5 protein-coding genes are annotated in these 18510 nt (G+C 46.0%); all 5 read right to left on the reverse strand.

The genetic code is table 11. The features are described 5' to 3' along the window. Positions 1-15: 15 nt before the first annotated feature. Genes pfaD through HNW13_RS03075 form a run of 5 tightly spaced genes read right to left on the reverse strand, consistent with a single transcriptional unit; the run spans position 16 to position 18466 of the window. Complete coding sequence (gene pfaD, locus HNW13_RS03055) at positions 16-1644, reverse strand: eicosapentaenoate synthase subunit PfaD (RefSeq protein WP_192115326.1); 1629 nt, start codon at positions 1642-1644, stop codon at positions 16-18. A 17-nt stretch (positions 1645-1661) separates the two neighbouring features. Next, positions 1662-7571, reverse strand: a complete 5910-nt coding sequence (locus HNW13_RS03060; RefSeq protein WP_192115325.1) for a beta-ketoacyl synthase N-terminal-like domain-containing protein — start codon at positions 7569-7571, stop codon at positions 1662-1664. Further along, the gene (locus tag HNW13_RS03065; RefSeq protein WP_192115324.1) at positions 7568-9661 is read right to left on the reverse strand and encodes a PfaB family protein; all 2094 of its coding nucleotides are present in this window, start codon (positions 9659-9661) and stop codon (positions 7568-7570) included. Before HNW13_RS03065 ends, HNW13_RS03060 begins: the two co-directional genes overlap by 4 nt. Next, complete coding sequence (locus HNW13_RS03070; protein WP_192115323.1) at positions 9658-17601, reverse strand: type I polyketide synthase; 7944 nt, start codon at positions 17599-17601, stop codon at positions 9658-9660. Before HNW13_RS03070 ends, HNW13_RS03065 begins: the two co-directional genes overlap by 4 nt. Continuing rightward, positions 17585-18466, reverse strand: a complete 882-nt coding sequence (locus tag HNW13_RS03075; RefSeq protein ID WP_101087745.1) for a helix-turn-helix domain-containing protein — start codon at positions 18464-18466, stop codon at positions 17585-17587. Before HNW13_RS03075 ends, HNW13_RS03070 begins: the two co-directional genes overlap by 17 nt. Positions 18467-18510: the final 44 nt, after the last annotated feature.

The raw sequence follows: 18510 nt of genomic DNA on the forward strand, positions 1-18510 counted from the left end.
ATTTCACTTGGTCGATCACTTTACTTGATCAACTGGGCGCCAGCGTTGTAATGCTACCGGAAGGCTAACACCTTGTGCTGTTAATAAATTAACTCGGGCCAAATAAGCTGCGCCATGCATTAAGTGTTTGGCTAAGTCTACTGCATGACGCTGGGTGTAGTCATCTAAATAACTGCCTTTAGCCCATGCGTTAAATGCGCCGAGTGCCGGACCAGCCCAGATTTGATAATCCATCTCGCGACCAAGCTCACCAGTGTTTGACCAACGGCTAGACAGACCTAAATACCAACGGAAAATCAGCGCCATTTTACGTTTAGGATTATCTTTAGCACGCTCGATTTGCTTTGGGTCGCGCTCATTGAAATGCGCTACCGTGCCAGCCCAAATATCATCCAGGCTTGAGCGGAATACTTGTTTTTCAAGCTTTTCACGTTCCTCGCTTGGAATGGCTTCAATCGAGTCATAGCGGGTATAAATTTCGTATAACTTGTTGGCGCGCATTGGAAATAAGGTGCCACGTTTTACTACTTGCAGCTTAACGCCCATTTCGAACATATCGGCAGCAGGTGCCATCGTCACATCGGCCATTTCTGTGGTGGCCAGTAATTTACGCGTATGCTCGCTGGCTCCCGCTTCTACACAAGCCTGATTGATTGAACCTGTAACAATGTAGGCTGCGCCCATATGAAAAGTCGCCAGTGCTGCGTCAGGCGTGCCAACACCACCACCGGCACCAACCCGAATAGGGGTTTTATACTTGTACTGTGCTTGTACTTCATCTTTTAATGCCAAAATAGTCGGCAGTAAAGTGACTAATGGTCGATTGTCTGTATGACCGCCAGAGTCTGCTTCAGCAGTAATATCATCAGCCATAGGCACTAATTGAGCCAGTTCCATTTGTTCTGCGCTAATAAGACCTTCATCCACCAACTGTTGCAGTATTTTAACTGGCGCAGGTTGCATAAACTTAATCGCCACTTCAGTACGGCTAATTTTCGCAATTACTTTATTGTCTATTTGCACATCACCGTGTGCGTCACGGCTTAAGCCTGCTGCGCGGTAATAGACAATTTGTGGGGTTAAGCCTAAAAAGGCAGATGCCTCAACAGTACGCACTTTGTGTTTTAAAAATAGCTCGACACTGCCACGTTCAAGTGCGGGTTCACTTGGGCTGTGGATTAAATTAAACGCATAAGGCCCGTTTGGCAGCGCGGCTTGAATGCGGTTAATCGCTTGCTCAACTCGAGATGGAATTAACCCTGCTGCGCCAAATGAACATAAAATACCAGCCTGACCTAACGCAATAACCAGTTCTTCAGAAGAAATACCATTGGCCATTGCGCCAGCATGATAGGCGAATTTTACCCCATGCACGCGGCGGAAATTACTGTCACCTAAGCTTTGGGTGCCAAGGGCAGGGGCAAATGCGCTGACTGGCAGAGCATTTGCTGCAGTAATAGCATCGGTTACGACTTGGGCTTGCTGAGCAACCCCTAAGCCTTGTTGTGTGTCGTTAACCACATAACACGCTTGTGATAAATCTTTAAGCTTCTTATCCATGCCTACAGGGTCAAAACTGACGTGTTGCTGGCTAACTTGCCATGGCCAAGGAGAAAGCTTTTCGTTATGCACTTGAGTTGTCATTATTATTCCTTTTTGGCCTAAGCTTCTTCAATACAGATGGCGATATCTTTGACTTCATAAATGCGCAGACCATCTTTACTGAGGTTTGCGTCGCCTATTATGATGCGTTTACCGTCTTCATCTTTTACTGCACTGATATGTACATCAAGTGACATTTGTTTGTTAAGTGGGTTAATTTGACCGCGATATTTCCATTTAATATCCGACAATATTTGGCCAAATTTTGGATTAGTGAAACCTTTACCTAGGTCTGTACTGATGGCGTAAGTTTGCATCAACTCGATCACGGCTTCAACACCTAATGAGCCGGGCATAACCGGATCTTGATGGAAGTGGAATTGGAAGAACCAATCACTTGGGTCAATAGTGCGTGACGCAGCAAGATAGCCTTTACCGTATTTGCCGCCTGCTTCAACAATTTCGGCTTGGTCGATAAAGTTAAGCTGGCCGCCCGCTAAACAATAATGCGGTTGGCTAGTTGGCGGATTAAACACCCGTGACTGTTTATCCAATAAATTAACGCTGATGTCTGCCGCGACGTTATTATCAATATGCCATGGCTGAGTAATTTTGCCATTATCTATGCCGAGCTGGTTTTTGAGCGCATCACCTTTAAAGTAACCAAATACCGCACTACCCGTGTAAAACAGCTCGTTATCGACACTTAACTCAAAGGTGAAGCTTTGAATAATGTTACTGCCAGCAATGACGGTTGATAATAGCTTTGAATCATTGACGATAGTTTTGCCGCGTAAATCGACATGACGTAATAATTTTCCGCCACCGTCTAAGTTACGGAAAAATAGCTCTTGCCCAGGAAAGCCTAAGGTGGTGCCCATGTAGCCAGAAATAAAGCCATTGGGTTGTAATGAAATTTCCATTAACACCGAATAAGGCATTACCGCTTGGTGGCTGTTTTTTGCAAAGTACCAAGCATCTGCTGGCACTTCGTATTCTGCTATACATGATGATGGCTTTTTCAATTCGCCGCGTTTACCGTTAATTTCAACCACGCGAGTGGTTAACTGTAAGTCGCCACAAGGTGTGCGCGGTGGGATAAGTCCGCGGTAAATACTAAAGTCAGGGCCAAAGCATTTTTCGATATCGCCAGTAGCAAACTCAAACATATGGTATGGGGTAAATGGCACGGTATCAGGCACGCGATTAGCGTACTTTGAATCGGCACTGACTATGGGCGCTTCAACGTGTTTTAGTGGAATAACGCCCTTGTTACTCGGGGCGTTTAAATCTGGAACTTGCGCCATTAACGGGGCTTTGTTGGTAATCACTTTACTGCTAGCGTTTGAATCAACGGCAGGGCTAGTGTTGGCTGTGTTTAACGAGATAAGCGGATAACGAGCACATTCGGCATCTTCTTTAATCATCACACCCAAGTTTTGGAAATCGACCACGACTTTACCATTGAGTAAAATATCAATATTGGCTTTAGCGTAAGGGCGGGGATGAATACCGATTTCAGTCACTTCCATGCGGTAAGTCAGCTCAGCCGTTTGTGGTAACACTTGGCCACGACAGCGAACTTTTTGCGAAGCATTTTCCAATGGTTGGAATCGACCATTTTCTACTAGAGTATGCATACCAATGTGGATCATAAAGAACTGTAATAGCTGGCCACAACCTTCTGCCATTAGCGAGCCTGCCATCACTTGGTCGCCTTGGAAATGACAAGGGAAATACCAATGGTCTGGCGCAATGTGTTTATGACCTTCGAGTAAGCCTAAGCCCCACGTACCACCTTGTGTTTGTAATTGACTCACTCGCTCAATCATTAAGAACTTTTCAGAGGCAAAACAAAGCGATTTTTGCAGCCCAGTTTGCAGTTGATGCGCGACATGGTCGCCACCAAAACAGCTGCCAATATCACCGGTCAGTAAATGATGAATTTGACCATAATCAAATGCTGTTTGGTTACAATGTAGTAATGGTGTAAAGGTTGGTTTATTCGGATTATTGAGCACTTGTTGACGATGTTTTATTTCATCTTCAGTTTGAATAACCCCTTTACCATCGGCCAGTTCTTGGTCGGTAAAGAAGCCTGCACAACCGCCATCCATTTTTAGGATCATCTTGTCGCCTACGAAACATTCGTAAGAGAAAAAGAATAATAACGTGTCGCCATTGCTGGCAAAGTTATTGATTTTAATGTCGTAACGCAGAGTGTCGCCGCCACGGGGTAAATCTTCTAAGAAGGTTAAAGTACAATCTAATAAGCGATAAACCCGCTCGCCTTTGTTTTCAAAATCGATACCTAAATAACTGATCAACATTAAATCGCACTGGCCCGATTCTACCGCGACAGCCCAAGGGATTTGACCATCCACTAAATACGGGGCATCGACGGGGATGTCGTATTCTGTAGTCATTGAACACGGTTTGTATTGATTCATGGTGGCATCGAGTTTAGTGACGCGTGACACCAATAAATAATCTGTTGTCGGTAAGCGAACTCGGCGCGAGTAACTGTCGATAATGGCGTAATCTGAGCCAAATACTTTAGCGATATCGCCTTCGGCATATTCAACTAAATCAGCGTAATTCCAAATACACGGTTTATTCGCTGGAATAGGTGCAGTATAAGCGGGCACACAAGCATGATTAGGTTGGATTAACCTGGCAGGGCTAATGGTTTCACTCTTAACCGCGGTTTGTACTGCAGCATTAACGGCATAAGTATTAACAGCCGGAGACGCGACTTGAGTCGCAGTTGTCTGATGGCTAAAACCAGCTAATTGGGACCGTAATAAACTGTCGGCTACTTTCAAGCCTGCATCTCGGCTGGCCAAATAAGCTAAATGCGCTTGTTGTGCTAACCACTGATTTTGTTGAAATGCCGTTAAATGTGCAGGTGGAATAGCATGATTTGTCATACTGGCAACCCTTGGTTGCTTTGGAATTGTTTTATCGGGCATATTTTCTGACATAAGAGGCTCGGCGATATTCTCGCTATTATTGACGCTAAGAGGGTTATTATCACGAATAGTTGCTTGTTTACTTTCAATGGTGTTGACCACAGTTGGGGCGATATCTGCACATTGATTGATAATACTGTCGAGCGCATCAAGTGGGCTGTCGATAATGTGTTGGTAAATATCTCGACCACCTAAACTGACTTGTTTAATTAAACTTAACTTACTGCCCGTAGACAGTTGTTGAGTTAAATTATTGCCCAGTCTAGCGTGCAATGCGTGTTGTTGCGCCGCAGAAACAGACAGATTAACTTGTGAGTATTGATTGTCGCTGCTGGTGAATACACTGGCATTGATAGACGGTTTATCGATGTGACGAGTTTGCACTAAACCATGCAGCAAACTGGCCATGCCAGAAGCGGCAAATGTATGACCGAGAATATCATGAGCTTTACTCAATAACGGCGCTGAGCTGACCGCGATTGCAGCATCAGTTAATCCTTGGGCAAACTGTTGACCTTGAGTCGATAATATACATTCAGGTGATTGGTTTAACTCAACAACATCTGCTGATAATTCGGCTGGTAATTGTGTTGGTAATTGTGACAATGGCGTAAAGTTGACGCTATCGATACTGGCATAGCTATCAAGCTGAGTGTGTGCTGCATTGGTTTGTTGCAGCACGAGTGCGCCAGCCCCTTCACCCACTAACCAATCTGTTGAACTTAATCCTTTGGCGTTAAGTTTTGCGGTATTGAATAACATATTTTCAATGCTGCCAGACAAGTCTACAGCGGCAATAATGATGGCATCTAATGGCTCTTGTAACGAGCCTAAAGCAAACAAGTTTTGCGCCACATCGATACAGCGGTTAACTGATTGCTCGCCTGCAGAAATGGTAAATGCCGGGCCGTTGAAATCCCATAATGAGGCTATCCGCGACGCCATAATATTACCAATAAAGCTGGTGTACTGGTTAAGCTTAGCGGCGTCGAGCACACTGTCCATCGCAATGGTTTCAAGGCTGTCATATTCCGCTGTAGATAATTGAATACCTTGAGCGTTAAGGCTTTGCGCTATTTGGCTGTGTAAGTTAACTCGACCGCGGAATTGATGCAGTTCAAGTTCGGTTTCCATGGCGACTAACACTGCGACTTTACTGCCTGGCGTTAGCTTGGCATCGGCGATAGCTTCATCGGCGACTTTGATCAACAGTAGTTGTTGCGATATTAGGCGATCATCTTCATTGGGTGGCACTTTAAAACGCAAGAAATCAAAATCGAACTGATCGATATACGCGCCTTGCGGCACTTGGGTGATGCCATATTGGGCTAATAGTTCAGGATGTTTGTCTAAGCCTTTCCAACGCTGAGTGGGTAGCGGGCTAAAGATGGCTTGTTTGGCGATGATTTTACTCGCCAGTGCATCAATACTACTGCATTGACCAAAATGCGCAGCCATGCCGGTAATGTGCATCGGCGTTTCTGCATCAACTAACGTTGAGTGACGAGTTTTAGTGCTATTATTCAGAGTGCTGTCAGTGACAGTTTTAGCTTGATATGACTCAATCAATAAATGAGCGTTACACCCGCCAAAACCAAATACTGATACGCCAGCATGGCGGGCTTTATTGCCAACTTTATCGGGCCAAGGTAGCACTGCATTTGGCAAGGTCGCTTGGCCAAATAAGCCATTAGGCGAGGCGATAGGTGAGCTGATATTAATACTCGGTGGCAACACGCCTTGGCGCATCGCAAAAATCATTTTCATGATCCCTGGCATGCCTGCAGCTGTGAGTAAATGGCCTAAATTGGATTTTGCTGAACCAATTAATGGCGTGGCGCTACCTTGAAGTTTATCTTCAAAAAAACGCTCCATCGAGGTTAATTCAACTTTGTCGCCTAATGGTGTTCCCGTAGCATGACATTCAATCACTTCAATGCTGGCAGGGGTGATACTTGGATCGATTGCTGCTGCATCGCGATAAGCGCGCTCGAATGCTTGCACCTGGCCTTTGCTGTTTGGGCTTAACACAAACTGGCCTTTACCATCGTTCGACAAGCCAATGCCACTGACTAAAGCGTAAATATGGTCGCCATCACGCTCGGCATCTTCAAGGCGTTTGAGCACTAATACTCCCGCACCTTCGCCAGCGAATAAGCCTTTACTGTTACTATCAAATGGGGCGGAAATACCGTGGTCTGGGTAAGCATGAAATATCGAAAAGCCCATATTGATAAAGAACGGATCGGCTCCCGACACCGCGCCAGCCAGCATCATGTCAGCTTTGCCGGTATGCAAGTAGTCGCAGGCTAATTTTAATGCGTAAACTGAACTTGCGCAGGCGGCATCTAAACTCAGTTGCGTACCACCCAAACCTAAAGCATCGGCAACGATTTTTGAGGCATTATGGGCAACAGCACCATTACGCAAGTTGACCGTTTTAGGTGCTACATTATTATTGTTATTGGCATTTTCTGCGGTATTGCTTTGCGATGCTTGATTAAACGATTGCAGACTAAAGTTTGGCTGTTGGAGTTTAGTCTGTAAGGCTTTTTCGACCGCGCTGTGATAAAGCGGCACAAATAGCTCGTTAGACTTGGCAGTAGGGAACGATAAGGTGCCCATGACAATACCAGTGCGCTGCAGCACGTTATGATTAAGGTCAATACCTGCATCAGTTAACGCATTTCGCGCTGTGTCGGTTGCCCACAAGAAACTGTCATCCAAACCAGTAAATGCGTCGGGTTCAATACGATAACCTTGAGGGTTAAATTGAAAGTCCTGAATGTAGCCGCCTTTATCACAATAAAAACGGTCCGACTCGCCTTGTACACCCAAGTAGTCACTCGGTGAAGCATTGAGTTTGCTAGCACTGATTTGGCTGCGCGAATCTTTTTTGTCTAATAAGTTTTGCCAAAATTTAGCCGGAGTATCCGCGTCGGGATACTGATTGGCTAAACCGACAATGGCGATTTTAGGGGTGGCTTGAGAACTCAATGAGGTTCTCCTTCTAATGATGTTTCACTGCAACGAGACAGTGGTGAGCCGCCGGCTATTGCCGTCTGCTGAGATAATGAGTTAATTGTATCGTCAAGGCTGCGAAAAAAGGGCGTTAATGACATCGGCACGCGATGCGCTATTAATTGTCCCAAACACTTGAGTAAACTGCTGACATCGTCGCCGCCCTTGGCATTAACAGCAATCGCCATCGCTGGGGACGTGTTACCACTCTGAGCATTGATTTTGTCTATTAAGGTGGTGGTTTGCCTATCGGCTCCTACCTCAACAAATAATCGGCAGCCTTGCTCTCGAGCATTGTGGATTAACTGAGTAAAATCCAACTGATGACAAAAAGTATTGGCAATCGATTGTGCAATAGCGTGCGAGTCTAGCGTGACAGGTGCTGTTTGAGCCGCCGAGATAAACTGCAATTGCTTGGGTAAATTTTCCAGCAGCGGTTGCTGATAAAACTGGCGTACATCGTCGACAATATTTAGCGCGGCTGGCGTATGCATTGCGGTAATTCGATTGGCTGTAATACCACGTTTACCTGCTTGCTTTAACAATGCTTTACAACTGGATTCACAACCTGCGATAACACAGGTATCGCCTTGAATAATGGCAATGTAAACGCGTGGATAATCCGTTAAATGGGGCGTGAGTTCATCAATACTGGCTCGAGTCACAAAGCTGTTCCAGACAATGGGTTCGTCATCGGTTAATTGCCATTGCTGGCGAACACAGCGAAGCTCTCCAGAAATATCTTGGGTAAAGATACTGCTGTTTTGGGTTGCTTCAATCATAGTATGTGGCGCTTGCCATACATCTAAACTCGCCCACATGGCAGCTTCACCCATGGAGTAACCTAAGGCAAACCTGGGCTCAATGGCAAACTCTTGCTGCAACAGCTTGGTTAAAATATAACTGGCGCCAACACCGGCAATGGCTAATTGGCTTAAGCTCATCTGTGTGGCACGGTTTTTATCTGCCGCGTAAATAAACTCTGTTTGTAACATCGACTGCATGTCACCTTGGCTTTCGAGTTCGGCATACACATTGGGGAACACTAATCCCATTTGACTGAGCATGTTTGGATACACAGTACCGACGCCGGGATAGACAAAACTCAAGCCATGATCACCAAGCGGTGCAGAATAGAAGCAACTGCCAGCTGGGGTTTTATATTCTATCGGCGGCTTATCGCTAACGTCTGGCTGAAGGTGAGTCGACATCATTGCCAACATCGCACTAACTTCTACGATTAATCCGCTACGATCCTGCGCCATTAACACTAAGGCTAGAGGGGCATCAGTTTGATAATCGGCCAATGTACTTTTGATAAGTGTAAGTAAGCTTAAATCGTCTGTCGCCGAATGGACCTGCGCAGAGAAAGCCATCAGTTTAGTGTGCAGTTGCACCAATGAAGTGGCACACAGTGGTAGCCATAAACGTTGGGGATTAACCAATTGCTTTGAGGCGACTAATGCACGACCTTGGGTCAAGATCATTGCCTGAATACCGTTGGCACTTGGGTAACATAACGCTGCAACTCGACTTTGGTGAAGTGGGCTAAACCAATACAGGCTGTTGACTTTGTCCTGTGTTGGTATACAACGACTGGCGATAGACTCTACTAGGGCGGTCATTGCCCCCAATGCTGTTTGTGCATTGTTAGCTGTATTGGTTTTTGCATTGCTATCTAACGCGACAATCTGCGGTTGAGTATGTAAACGTTTTGCATGGTTCAGCGCGAGTGTTATTGCTTCAGCCTGATTGCTACCCAGTGCAATGCCATTGAGATAAGCGTGCGCATTGACGCTATTTTTCGCGGCAAGTAGCCCCGGCATTATCCACAACCGATCGGCAATATTGATCATTTCATCTGTAGTGGATGATAGCCGCTCTATGCTGTGTAATAACGCCAGTTCAAAACCGTCGCTATGCTGAGTATCAATCGCAACCTTGTGCTCATTAACCGAGTCGATATTGGGTTTGCTCAGCAGCAAAGCCAAGCGCATTGGCTTGGTTTGTTGCTGCAAAATACGCTCACTAATGGATTTTAGCGCCATGTTATCTGTGGCTGTCACACTGTGTCCTTGTGTGATAGTTCTGCAGAAGCTTGATGTGGAATAAATGCCCCATTCAAACTCTTACTAATGGTCACTTTAGCATTGAGCATTTGGCAACTCAGGCGACCGTCTTGATGATATAAACTCACGTTAGCCACCAGCATTCTGCCACTGTGCTTAACCACATCAAGTTGAATATAACCTTTATCGCCATTTGCAAATGGCCAAGCAGTAACACACTCACCGGTTGTTGACGGTAAACTTGCGGCATCGTATTTCAGTCTTGCCCATACCAGCATGGCTTGTAGTAGCAAATCTTCCGCGAAAATTTGGCTACCACCTAATGCCGATGACGGGATAAAACCTTGGCAGTCTGCGGCATTAATCTGCGGCAATTGCACTCGGCACAGTAGCTGAGCATCATCAAATGCCAACACTTGAGCAATACCTTGCAAACGTGGGCCATGAAATAAGGTTCCGTTTTGGTATAGCTCGGCCCCTGAGAACAATGGCGTCATGTTAGCCCAATGAGCCAAACTACTGTCGCTAACAGTCGGTTTAGCAACATCAGCTGCCAATATCACATGATTGATCACCAATTGAGCTTGGTATTGCGGTTTCATGGCTGCGCTTGGATCGTTTACCAAACGAGAGGAGATCAGCGCGCTGATCCCTGCGTCAGTTTGCGTTAGTTCCAGTTGCAACAAATGTGGCTCATTGGTGTCAAAAATAACCCCTTTAAGCAATTTGTATTCAGCAATACTGACAGGCACATGACATAACGTTTCTGCCGCATCACGCATCCATTGCATGGCGCATACCGTCGGCAATACCGGATTGCCAGCAATACAATGATCGCTAACAAAAGGCATTTCAGCCGGGGTTAATACTCGAGTCACCGTCTGACTGATAACATCAGCAGCCGATGTCTTAGTCGCAACTGTCTTAGTCGCAACTGCCTTAGTCGTAACTGCGTTAGCCGTAAATGCTTTAGTCACAAGTGTATTAGTAGCAAATGTCAGCGAACCCTTGGCAATAAGCAAAGCGTCCGCATTAAGCTTTTTTACAGCGTTGTCCTGCTCTGATGAACCTTGCATATCAGAGCCAATAAGCAGTTGTGCTCCTTGTGGGCTTAATAAACTGTGAGCAAATAGCTCGGCACCCGCTTGTAGCGGAATAACGTAAACGCCACGTTCAACAAACATTTTCTTTAATGCTGAACTGACCATACCGCCATCCCAAGGGCCCCAATTAAAACTCATCACTTTAGCTTGCGGTAAGGTGTGCGCTAGTTTCAGTGCGGTTTTATTAAGGATTTCATTCGACATAGCGTAATCACTCTGTCCGGTATTACCGTAAAAACCGGCCGCCGATGAAAACAGTGCAATAAGCTTAATTTGTAGTGGGTCGAGTGCATTAATAATGCTAGCAAGCCCAGTCACTTTAGTGTGGTATACGCGGTTAAGTTCATCCAAGGTTTTATCTTGAATGTGCTTATCGGCTAATACGCCAGCACCGTGAATAACCCCATTAATGATTAATGAGTCGCCCTTGGCATTAGTCAGAATCTTAAGACTGACAGCTACTGCTTTGGCGTCGCTGACATCCATCGAGACATACTGAGCACTGGCACCAACTTTACTGAAAGCGCTTAACGCAGCATCGATTTCTAGGCTACTGCTTATTGGCCACACTAGAGCATCAATCTGTTTTGGCGTTGGTTTATTGCCTTGAGATTGAATATAAGCGATGGCTGCGGCTTTTAATTCTGAAGCTTGTTTGCCTTGCGCCCAAACCGGTAAGTTGCTACCAAAATGTTGGCTACGACCTGCTAACACAAAATGTGATTGGCATTGTCTGGCTAAGGTGAGGGCGCATTCAAACGTTACGCCTTTTGCACCGCCGGTGACCAAAATAGTGTCATTTTTGTTTAGGCTTGCTGGTGCAAACTGTTCGCTAGCGTTGCCGGCAACTAAGGTTACTCGACCTTGATTACTGATCCCCACTTCATTAATGCGGTCCGCGCTAGCATTGGCACCATTGATATCAAATAACTCAGCAACGATGGCATCGGCAAAGTTTGCTGTATCAATGTTGTTGGCAATGTCTAATGCGCGGCAAAACACCTGAGGCCATTCATGGCTTAGGGTTTTGCTCAGGCCAGATAAGGCTGCTTGGTTAAGCTCTGCTGTTGCTAGCTGAGTATTATCAAGATAACCAAATCCGCCGTCTAAACGGCTCACGGTAAAGTAGCATAAGCGCGAACCTTGAGCTGGTTTAGCAAATTCAGCATGAAGATGCTTAGCCCATAAAAACGCGTTGTCGACAGCGGCTTTTGCTGCAACAGTGCACGACATTAATTCGCTGCTGTTAGCGGTAGCTTGAGGCTGTAAATGAATAAAGCCTGCAATGGCATGTTCAGCGCCCAAATCGGCTTTAATATCGGCAATGACTTGTGCAATTTGGGCATCATCAATGCTGCTCAACGTATAGCTTTTAATATCGCTGCTTAAGGGTGAATGTGCCACGCTAATGGTTTGTGGGTTACGAATAACGGCGACGGTTAATCCCTTTGCATTTAGCTTTTCAGCCAGTAAACCTGCATTGTGGCCATCGTCTGTGATGACAATACAAGAGTCTGTTGAAAAGCAATCTACGAGTTTATCCGCCGCTGGTAACTTTTTTAGCGCTACCTCGCTGTGTGGCGGTAATGCCGCGGTGTTAACGTCAGCCTTGTTTGCAGTTGATGCAGGTGCGACCGACGCAATAGCGGTTGCTGCAGGCAATTTGGTTTGCATGTAGCTGACGATTTCACCTAAGGTGCGACATTCGGCTAAATCTTCTGGGTTCAGCTCAGGTAAGCCTGGTAGTTCGTCTTGCACTGTACCTAGAATTTCAACGCGTTTGATTGAGTCGATACCTAAATCGGCTTCCATGTCCATGCTCAGTTCAAGCATTTCAGCAGGGTAACCGGTTTTGTTGGCCACCACTGACATCATGGTGCTTAATACGGTATCAGCACTTAAGCCAGTTGTTGCAGGTGCAGATACTGGAGCCACAGTGTTAGTTGCAGGCAATTTTGTTTGCATATAACTGACAATTTCGCCCAAGGTACGACACTCGGCTAAATCTTCTGGGTTCAGTTCAGGCAAACCGGGTAGTTCGTCTTGCACTGTGCCTAGAATTTCAACACGTTTGATTGAGTCGATACCAAGGTCTGCTTCCATGTCCATGCTCAGTTCAAGCATTTCTGCAGGGTAACCGGTTTTGTCGGCTACTACTGACATCATGGTGCTTAAAACGGTATCAGCACTCAAGCCCGTTGTTGGCGTTGTTGTTGCAGATGAAGATACCGTTGCTACTGGAGCCAATGTGCTGACAGCAGGTAATTTAGTCTGCATGTAGCTGACGATTTCGCCTAAGGTGCGACACTCGGCTAAATCTTCTGGGTTGAGTTCAGGTAAACCTGGTAGCTCGTCTTGCACTGTGCCTAGAATTTCAACACGTTTGATTGAGTCGATACCAAGGTCTGCTTCCATGTCCATGCCCAGTTCAAGCATTTCCGTTGGGTAACCAGTTTTATCGGCAACTACAGCTAACATGGTGCGTTGGACGTTTTCAGCGGTTAAGCCCGTTGCTGCCGGTGCAGCAGCATTTGCCGATGTTGATCCCGTTGACGCTACAGCAACCGAGTTGGCTGCTGGTAATTTGGTTTGCATGTAACTGACGATTTCGCCCAAGGTGCGACACTCAGCTAAATCTTCAGGGCTCAGTTCAGGTAAGCCTGGAAGCTCATCTTGTACTGTGCCTAAAATTTCTACACGTTTGATTGAGTCAATACCAAGGTCTGCTTCCATGTCCATGCCAAGTTCAAGCATTTCAGTTGGGTAACCGGTTTTGTCGGCAACCACAGCTAACATGGTGCGCTGAACGTTTTCAGCGGTTAAGCCCGTTGATGCTGGTGCTGCAGTAACTACCGATGTTGATCCTGTTGACGCTACAGTAGTTGTGTTTGCCGCAGGCAGTTTAGTTTGCATGTAGCTAACGATTTCGCCCAAGGTGCGACACTCAGCTAAATCTTCTGGGCTCAGTTCTGGTAAGCCTGGAAGCTCATCTTGTACTGTGCCGAGAATTTCTACCCGCTTGATTGAGTCAATACCAAGGTCTGCTTCCATGTCCATGCCAAGTTCAAGCATTTCTGTTGGGTAACCGGTTTTGTCTGCGACCACATTGAGCATGGTGTCTAACACTTGTTGCTGTGTTAGTCCGGCTGTTGGTGCAGAAACCGCTGCTGAGCTAACTTGCTGAGCCACAGGAGCTTGAACAGGTATACTGGCTGTCGGTTGAGGTTGAACCGCTTGAACGGTTTGAGCGGTTTGAGCTGTTTGAACCTGAGCTGGAGCAACGGGAGCTACCACTGGCGAAGGTATTGCTGCTTGAGTTATGTGGTTTGACTGCACAAAAGCAGGCTGTACTGATACAGCAGGTAGCGATACAGGTGCAGAAGCCGCCATTGGCATTGGTGTTTGCCCTTGCAACATGGCTAACGCAGCTTGGCTTGCTTGTGCTTGCAACGTTAAGAATTGAGTATGACTTTGCAATGTTTGTGCTTGATGCTGGTGGAACATCTCCATCGAACGTTGCAAGCTTTCTGGAATGGCTAATCCCGATGACGCCATTTGCGCTTGGGCTGTCATCAGGTGAGCAAACGTGTCGCCATATTGCTGTGGTATGGCTAAAAACTGCTGATGTAATTCAGCGGTTTGTTGCTGCGCCGCAAAAAATGCACCGATACTATCGGTCGACGCTGACACACTTGAGCTAACCGGTTGAGCTTTAGCGATAGGAGCTGTTGCCGTTAAAGGTGCCGCTGTTGCAGATGCTGGCGCTTGAGCTGGTGCGGATGTTGCTGGCACTTCAATATATTCAGTTTTAATGACTTCTTTTTCCACAATTCTTTCCACAACTTTCTCGACAGGCACTTCCACTGTCTGGCTGGTAACGGTGCCGGTTTGCAATGACTTTTGCATTTTGGCTTGAGTGGCCGGACTAATATAATTACTCGCGGTTAACTTAACGTTCATCGGTGACACTTTGGCAAGCTCAGCGATAGGCGCTTGATAAGGATCAACCTCAGTTAATGCCACCCCTAATACCGCAAGCTGACACGCTGCTTGGCGCAGTTGAGTGTCACTATTGCCTTTAGGATTTGGGTTCAAGCTCACTACACTGACTGATTCTGCTTTATTGCCTAGGGTAGCCTCCACCAATTTTTGGAGGATGTTTTTAGGGCCAAACTCAACAAATACTCGAGCACCCGCATCATACATGGCGTTTAGTTGCTCGCTAAAACGAACCGATTGCAACATATGTTCACTAAATGCTGCTTGGATTGCTTTTGGATCATTAGGATGTGCTTTACCTGTGCCATTGGCATAAAGGCTTAGTTTTGGCTTAGCAAATTTAATCTTATTGATTGCCGCAGCAAAAGGTTGTTGAGCATGGGCTACTAATGGAGTGTGGAACGCGCCAGAAACCGGCAGGGCGATTGCTTTAAAACCAAGTTCAGTAGTGATTGCTTGTGCCGCTAAGGTACATGACGCTGTTGGCCCTGCAATAACCAATTGAGTTGGTGCATTGTAATTAGCCACCTTGACGCCTTCAAATGCACTAATGCACTGTTCAAGCTTTTCAACACCGTTGTCAACAGATTGAGCGGGGACAATAATGGCGTACATTACCCCAGCGTCTTGATCTTTAGGTGTAGCCGCCATTGCTTGGCCACGAGCAAAGGCCAATTGATAATAATCAGCTTGGCTAATAACGCCTGCAGCACATAATGCTGACAGTTCACCAAAACTATGGCCGGCAACCATATCAGCTTTAAAACCTGCTTGAGTCAATAATGCATATTGGCCCATGCTCACCGCACCAATAGCACTTTGGGCATTGGCGGTATTGGTTAATGCCGCCTGTTGCGCGGCAATATCTTCGGCTTCAAAAGCAGGATTTGGGTACATAATTTGCGATAGTGGCGTTTGTTTATGTTGGGCAAACACCTTATCTGCTTGCATCAGTTGCTGACGCATTTCTGGATACAAACATGCTAAATCGGCGCCCATGTTCAGATATTGTGCCCCTTGTCCGGCAAATAATGCTGCCACTTTATGGCTTGCCGCTTCAGGATGAATCAATGCTGCTGCGCGATAACTGGGGCCAGAAGGCAACTGCCAGCTGTCGGCAGTATTTGAGCTTAACTGCGCCAGCGCCCGAGTCAGCTGAATGGTTAAGTCTGCTAATGAGGCAACCACTAAGCCTATACGGGCCGCGTTAGGGGCAATAGTATTTAAGGCAAAACGTTTACCAAAATCGGCTAACACAATTTCTTGGCGATTTTGCTGTGTGGTATCAACAGCCTTAATTTCAGTTTGCAGGGCAGTTAATTGAGCCTGTAATGCGGCTTTGTTTTCAGCATGGATCAATAGACTTTGTGGCACTGAACGTTGACGATACTTATCGCCTCGAACATGTTCTTGACGATATTCTTCCAACACAATGTGGAAGTTGGTACCGCCAAAACCAAAGGCACTAATACCCGCGCGGCGCGGTGTATTGTCAACTCTTGGTAACCATGGACGGGTTTCGGTATTTAAATAAAATGGCGAGTCCTGAATGTTTAATTTAGGATTCGGCTTACTGACGTTAATGGTCGGTGGCAACACTTTATGATGCAAAGCCAGAGCTGCTTTAATCACACCAGCGGTTCCTGCTGTTGATTTAGTGTGGCCAACTTGTGATTTAACTGACCCAAGAGCAATGTGCTGTTGAGTGTCATTACCGTCGGCAAACACTGATTTTAAACCATTGAACTCTGCGACATCACCAGCTGCAGTACCAGTACCATGGGCTTCAATTAAGCCAACAGTGTGCGGCGCAAAACCTGCGTCGTCATAAGCGCGTCTTAATGCTTTTGCCTGGCCTTCTGGGCGCGGTGCGTAGATACTTTTAAACTTACCGTCTGATGATGAGCCAATACCTTTGATAACAGCATAAATTCGGTCACCATCACGCTCAGCATCATCAAGACGTTTAAGCGCCATCATGCCAATACCTTCACCAATCATCATACCTTTAGAATCGATATCGAAAGGTTGAATGGTGTCGTTGGTGGTAAATGCCGGTGTTTTTGAAAAGCTCATGTACATAGAAGGCGAGTTATCGGTACACACACCACCCGTGAGCATCATGTCACTGCGGCCTTCAACTAACTCTGTAATCGCCATGCGCATTGCCGCTAAAGAACCTGCACAAGCTGCGTCAACCACGCAATTCATGCCGCCTAGATCAAAGCGGTTAGCGATACGCCCAGCAATCACATTGCCGAGAGAACCTGGAAATGAGTTCTCTTCCCAGTGAATATATTGATCCTGAAACTTTTTGATCAACATCTCAGTGTCTTCATCACTTAGACCACTATTTTTAAATACTTTTTTGAGTATTGGGTACTGTAAGCGACCACTGAGACTGTGATTAATTTTTTGACCACCACCGACGCCTAGTGTAATACCGATGCGATCGGTATCGTACTGTGCATCAATACCTGCATCAGCTAGCACTTCTTTGGCGACCACTAACGATAAAAGTTGTGAGGTGTCTGTTAGTTCGAGGATATTAGGGGGCAAGCCAAATTCCATTGGATTGAAATCGACTTCAGGTAAAAAACCACCGCGTTTACAGTAACTTTTGTCGGCCATTGATTTATCGGCATTGTAGTAATCTTCAGCATTCCAATGGCTTTCTGGAACGTCGATAATCGCATCAATTTTTTCGCTGATTAAATCCCAAAACTTGTTTAGGTAACGAGAGTTAGCAAAAATACTTGCCATGCCGACAATCGCGACAGGCATGTCTTTTAAGCGTTTGTTTAAACGCTTATCTTTATTACTGGATTGGCTCATATGAGTCTCCGTTTGATAACTGAGGTTCAGTTATCTGGTGTTGGGATCCAGCTGCATCAATGGTGCTAGTGGATACTGCGGCTGGTTGACCTGCTCCAGGAAATCGAGCAAGAAAAGTGTGATAGTTCCGAACCAATAACTTACGTAAATGAAATGGTCCGTGCTTTAAGACATGCGTTATATAGCGATTACTCGCTTGGGTATGGCTGTCTTGATAAATATCGAGGTAAACCCAGTCAGACTTAAAATCGACTCCAAGCAAAACAGAATAGGCTTGCTGCTTCGTTAATTGAGGCGGAATACTTAACGACACTACTTGCACTACGTTGTCTGGATCTGGACTCGGCAGGGCTAAAGTGTCGGCTAATGTCTGCGGGTTAACGGTATAGGTTTGAATATCGGCGCCTTGAGTAATAGGCAGCTGATTGAAGAATTTTTCTGGCACAAAAGGGCTGTCAAATTCGTCTAGTTTAGAGACCCCAAAACGCTTTAAGCAGCGGGCAAGACCGGAGCGAGAGACATTGGGGTTGATAAATTCTTGGGTGACTTTTAATAGCCTATCTAAAGGCATTTTTAATTGATAACGCAAACCCAGCATCACGTACTCTTCCATCGGAGATAGTGTGGTGTTGAGTTTGTGCGGGGTATTTGGGGTGTTATCGATTGAGTCACGTTTACGCCACTTACGTACTGTAGCTTCGCTGATATTGAGGATTTTGGATAATTGACTGACGCTGTAATCGGATTGCTGAATAAATTGACGCATTTCAGGTGTTGTCGTCGCATTACGGTGTTGGACCGTTTTTGGGCGAGGCTTACCCTTAAATAGACCAGATTCTAAATGTGTGGTTATCTTTTTTGTCATCTAGACAGGAATTCCAAATAATCTATTGGGACTTTAGCGCATTT

The sequence above is a fragment of the Shewanella sp. BF02_Schw genome (assembly GCF_014596695.2).
GTDB lineage: Bacteria > Pseudomonadota > Gammaproteobacteria > Enterobacterales > Shewanellaceae > Shewanella.

Excerpts from the sequence above, each read along its gene's own strand:
- pfaD (WP_192115326.1), bottom strand. The coding sequence starts at position 1,644 with ATGACAACTCAAGTGCATAACGAAAAGCTTTCTCCTTGGCCATGGCAA.
- HNW13_RS03070 (WP_192115323.1), bottom strand. The coding sequence starts at position 17,601 with ATGAGCCAATCCAGTAATAAAGATAAGCGTTTAAACAAACGCTTAAAA.
- HNW13_RS03075 (WP_101087745.1), bottom strand. The coding sequence starts at position 18,466 with ATGACAAAAAAGATAACCACACATTTAGAATCTGGTCTATTTAAGGGT.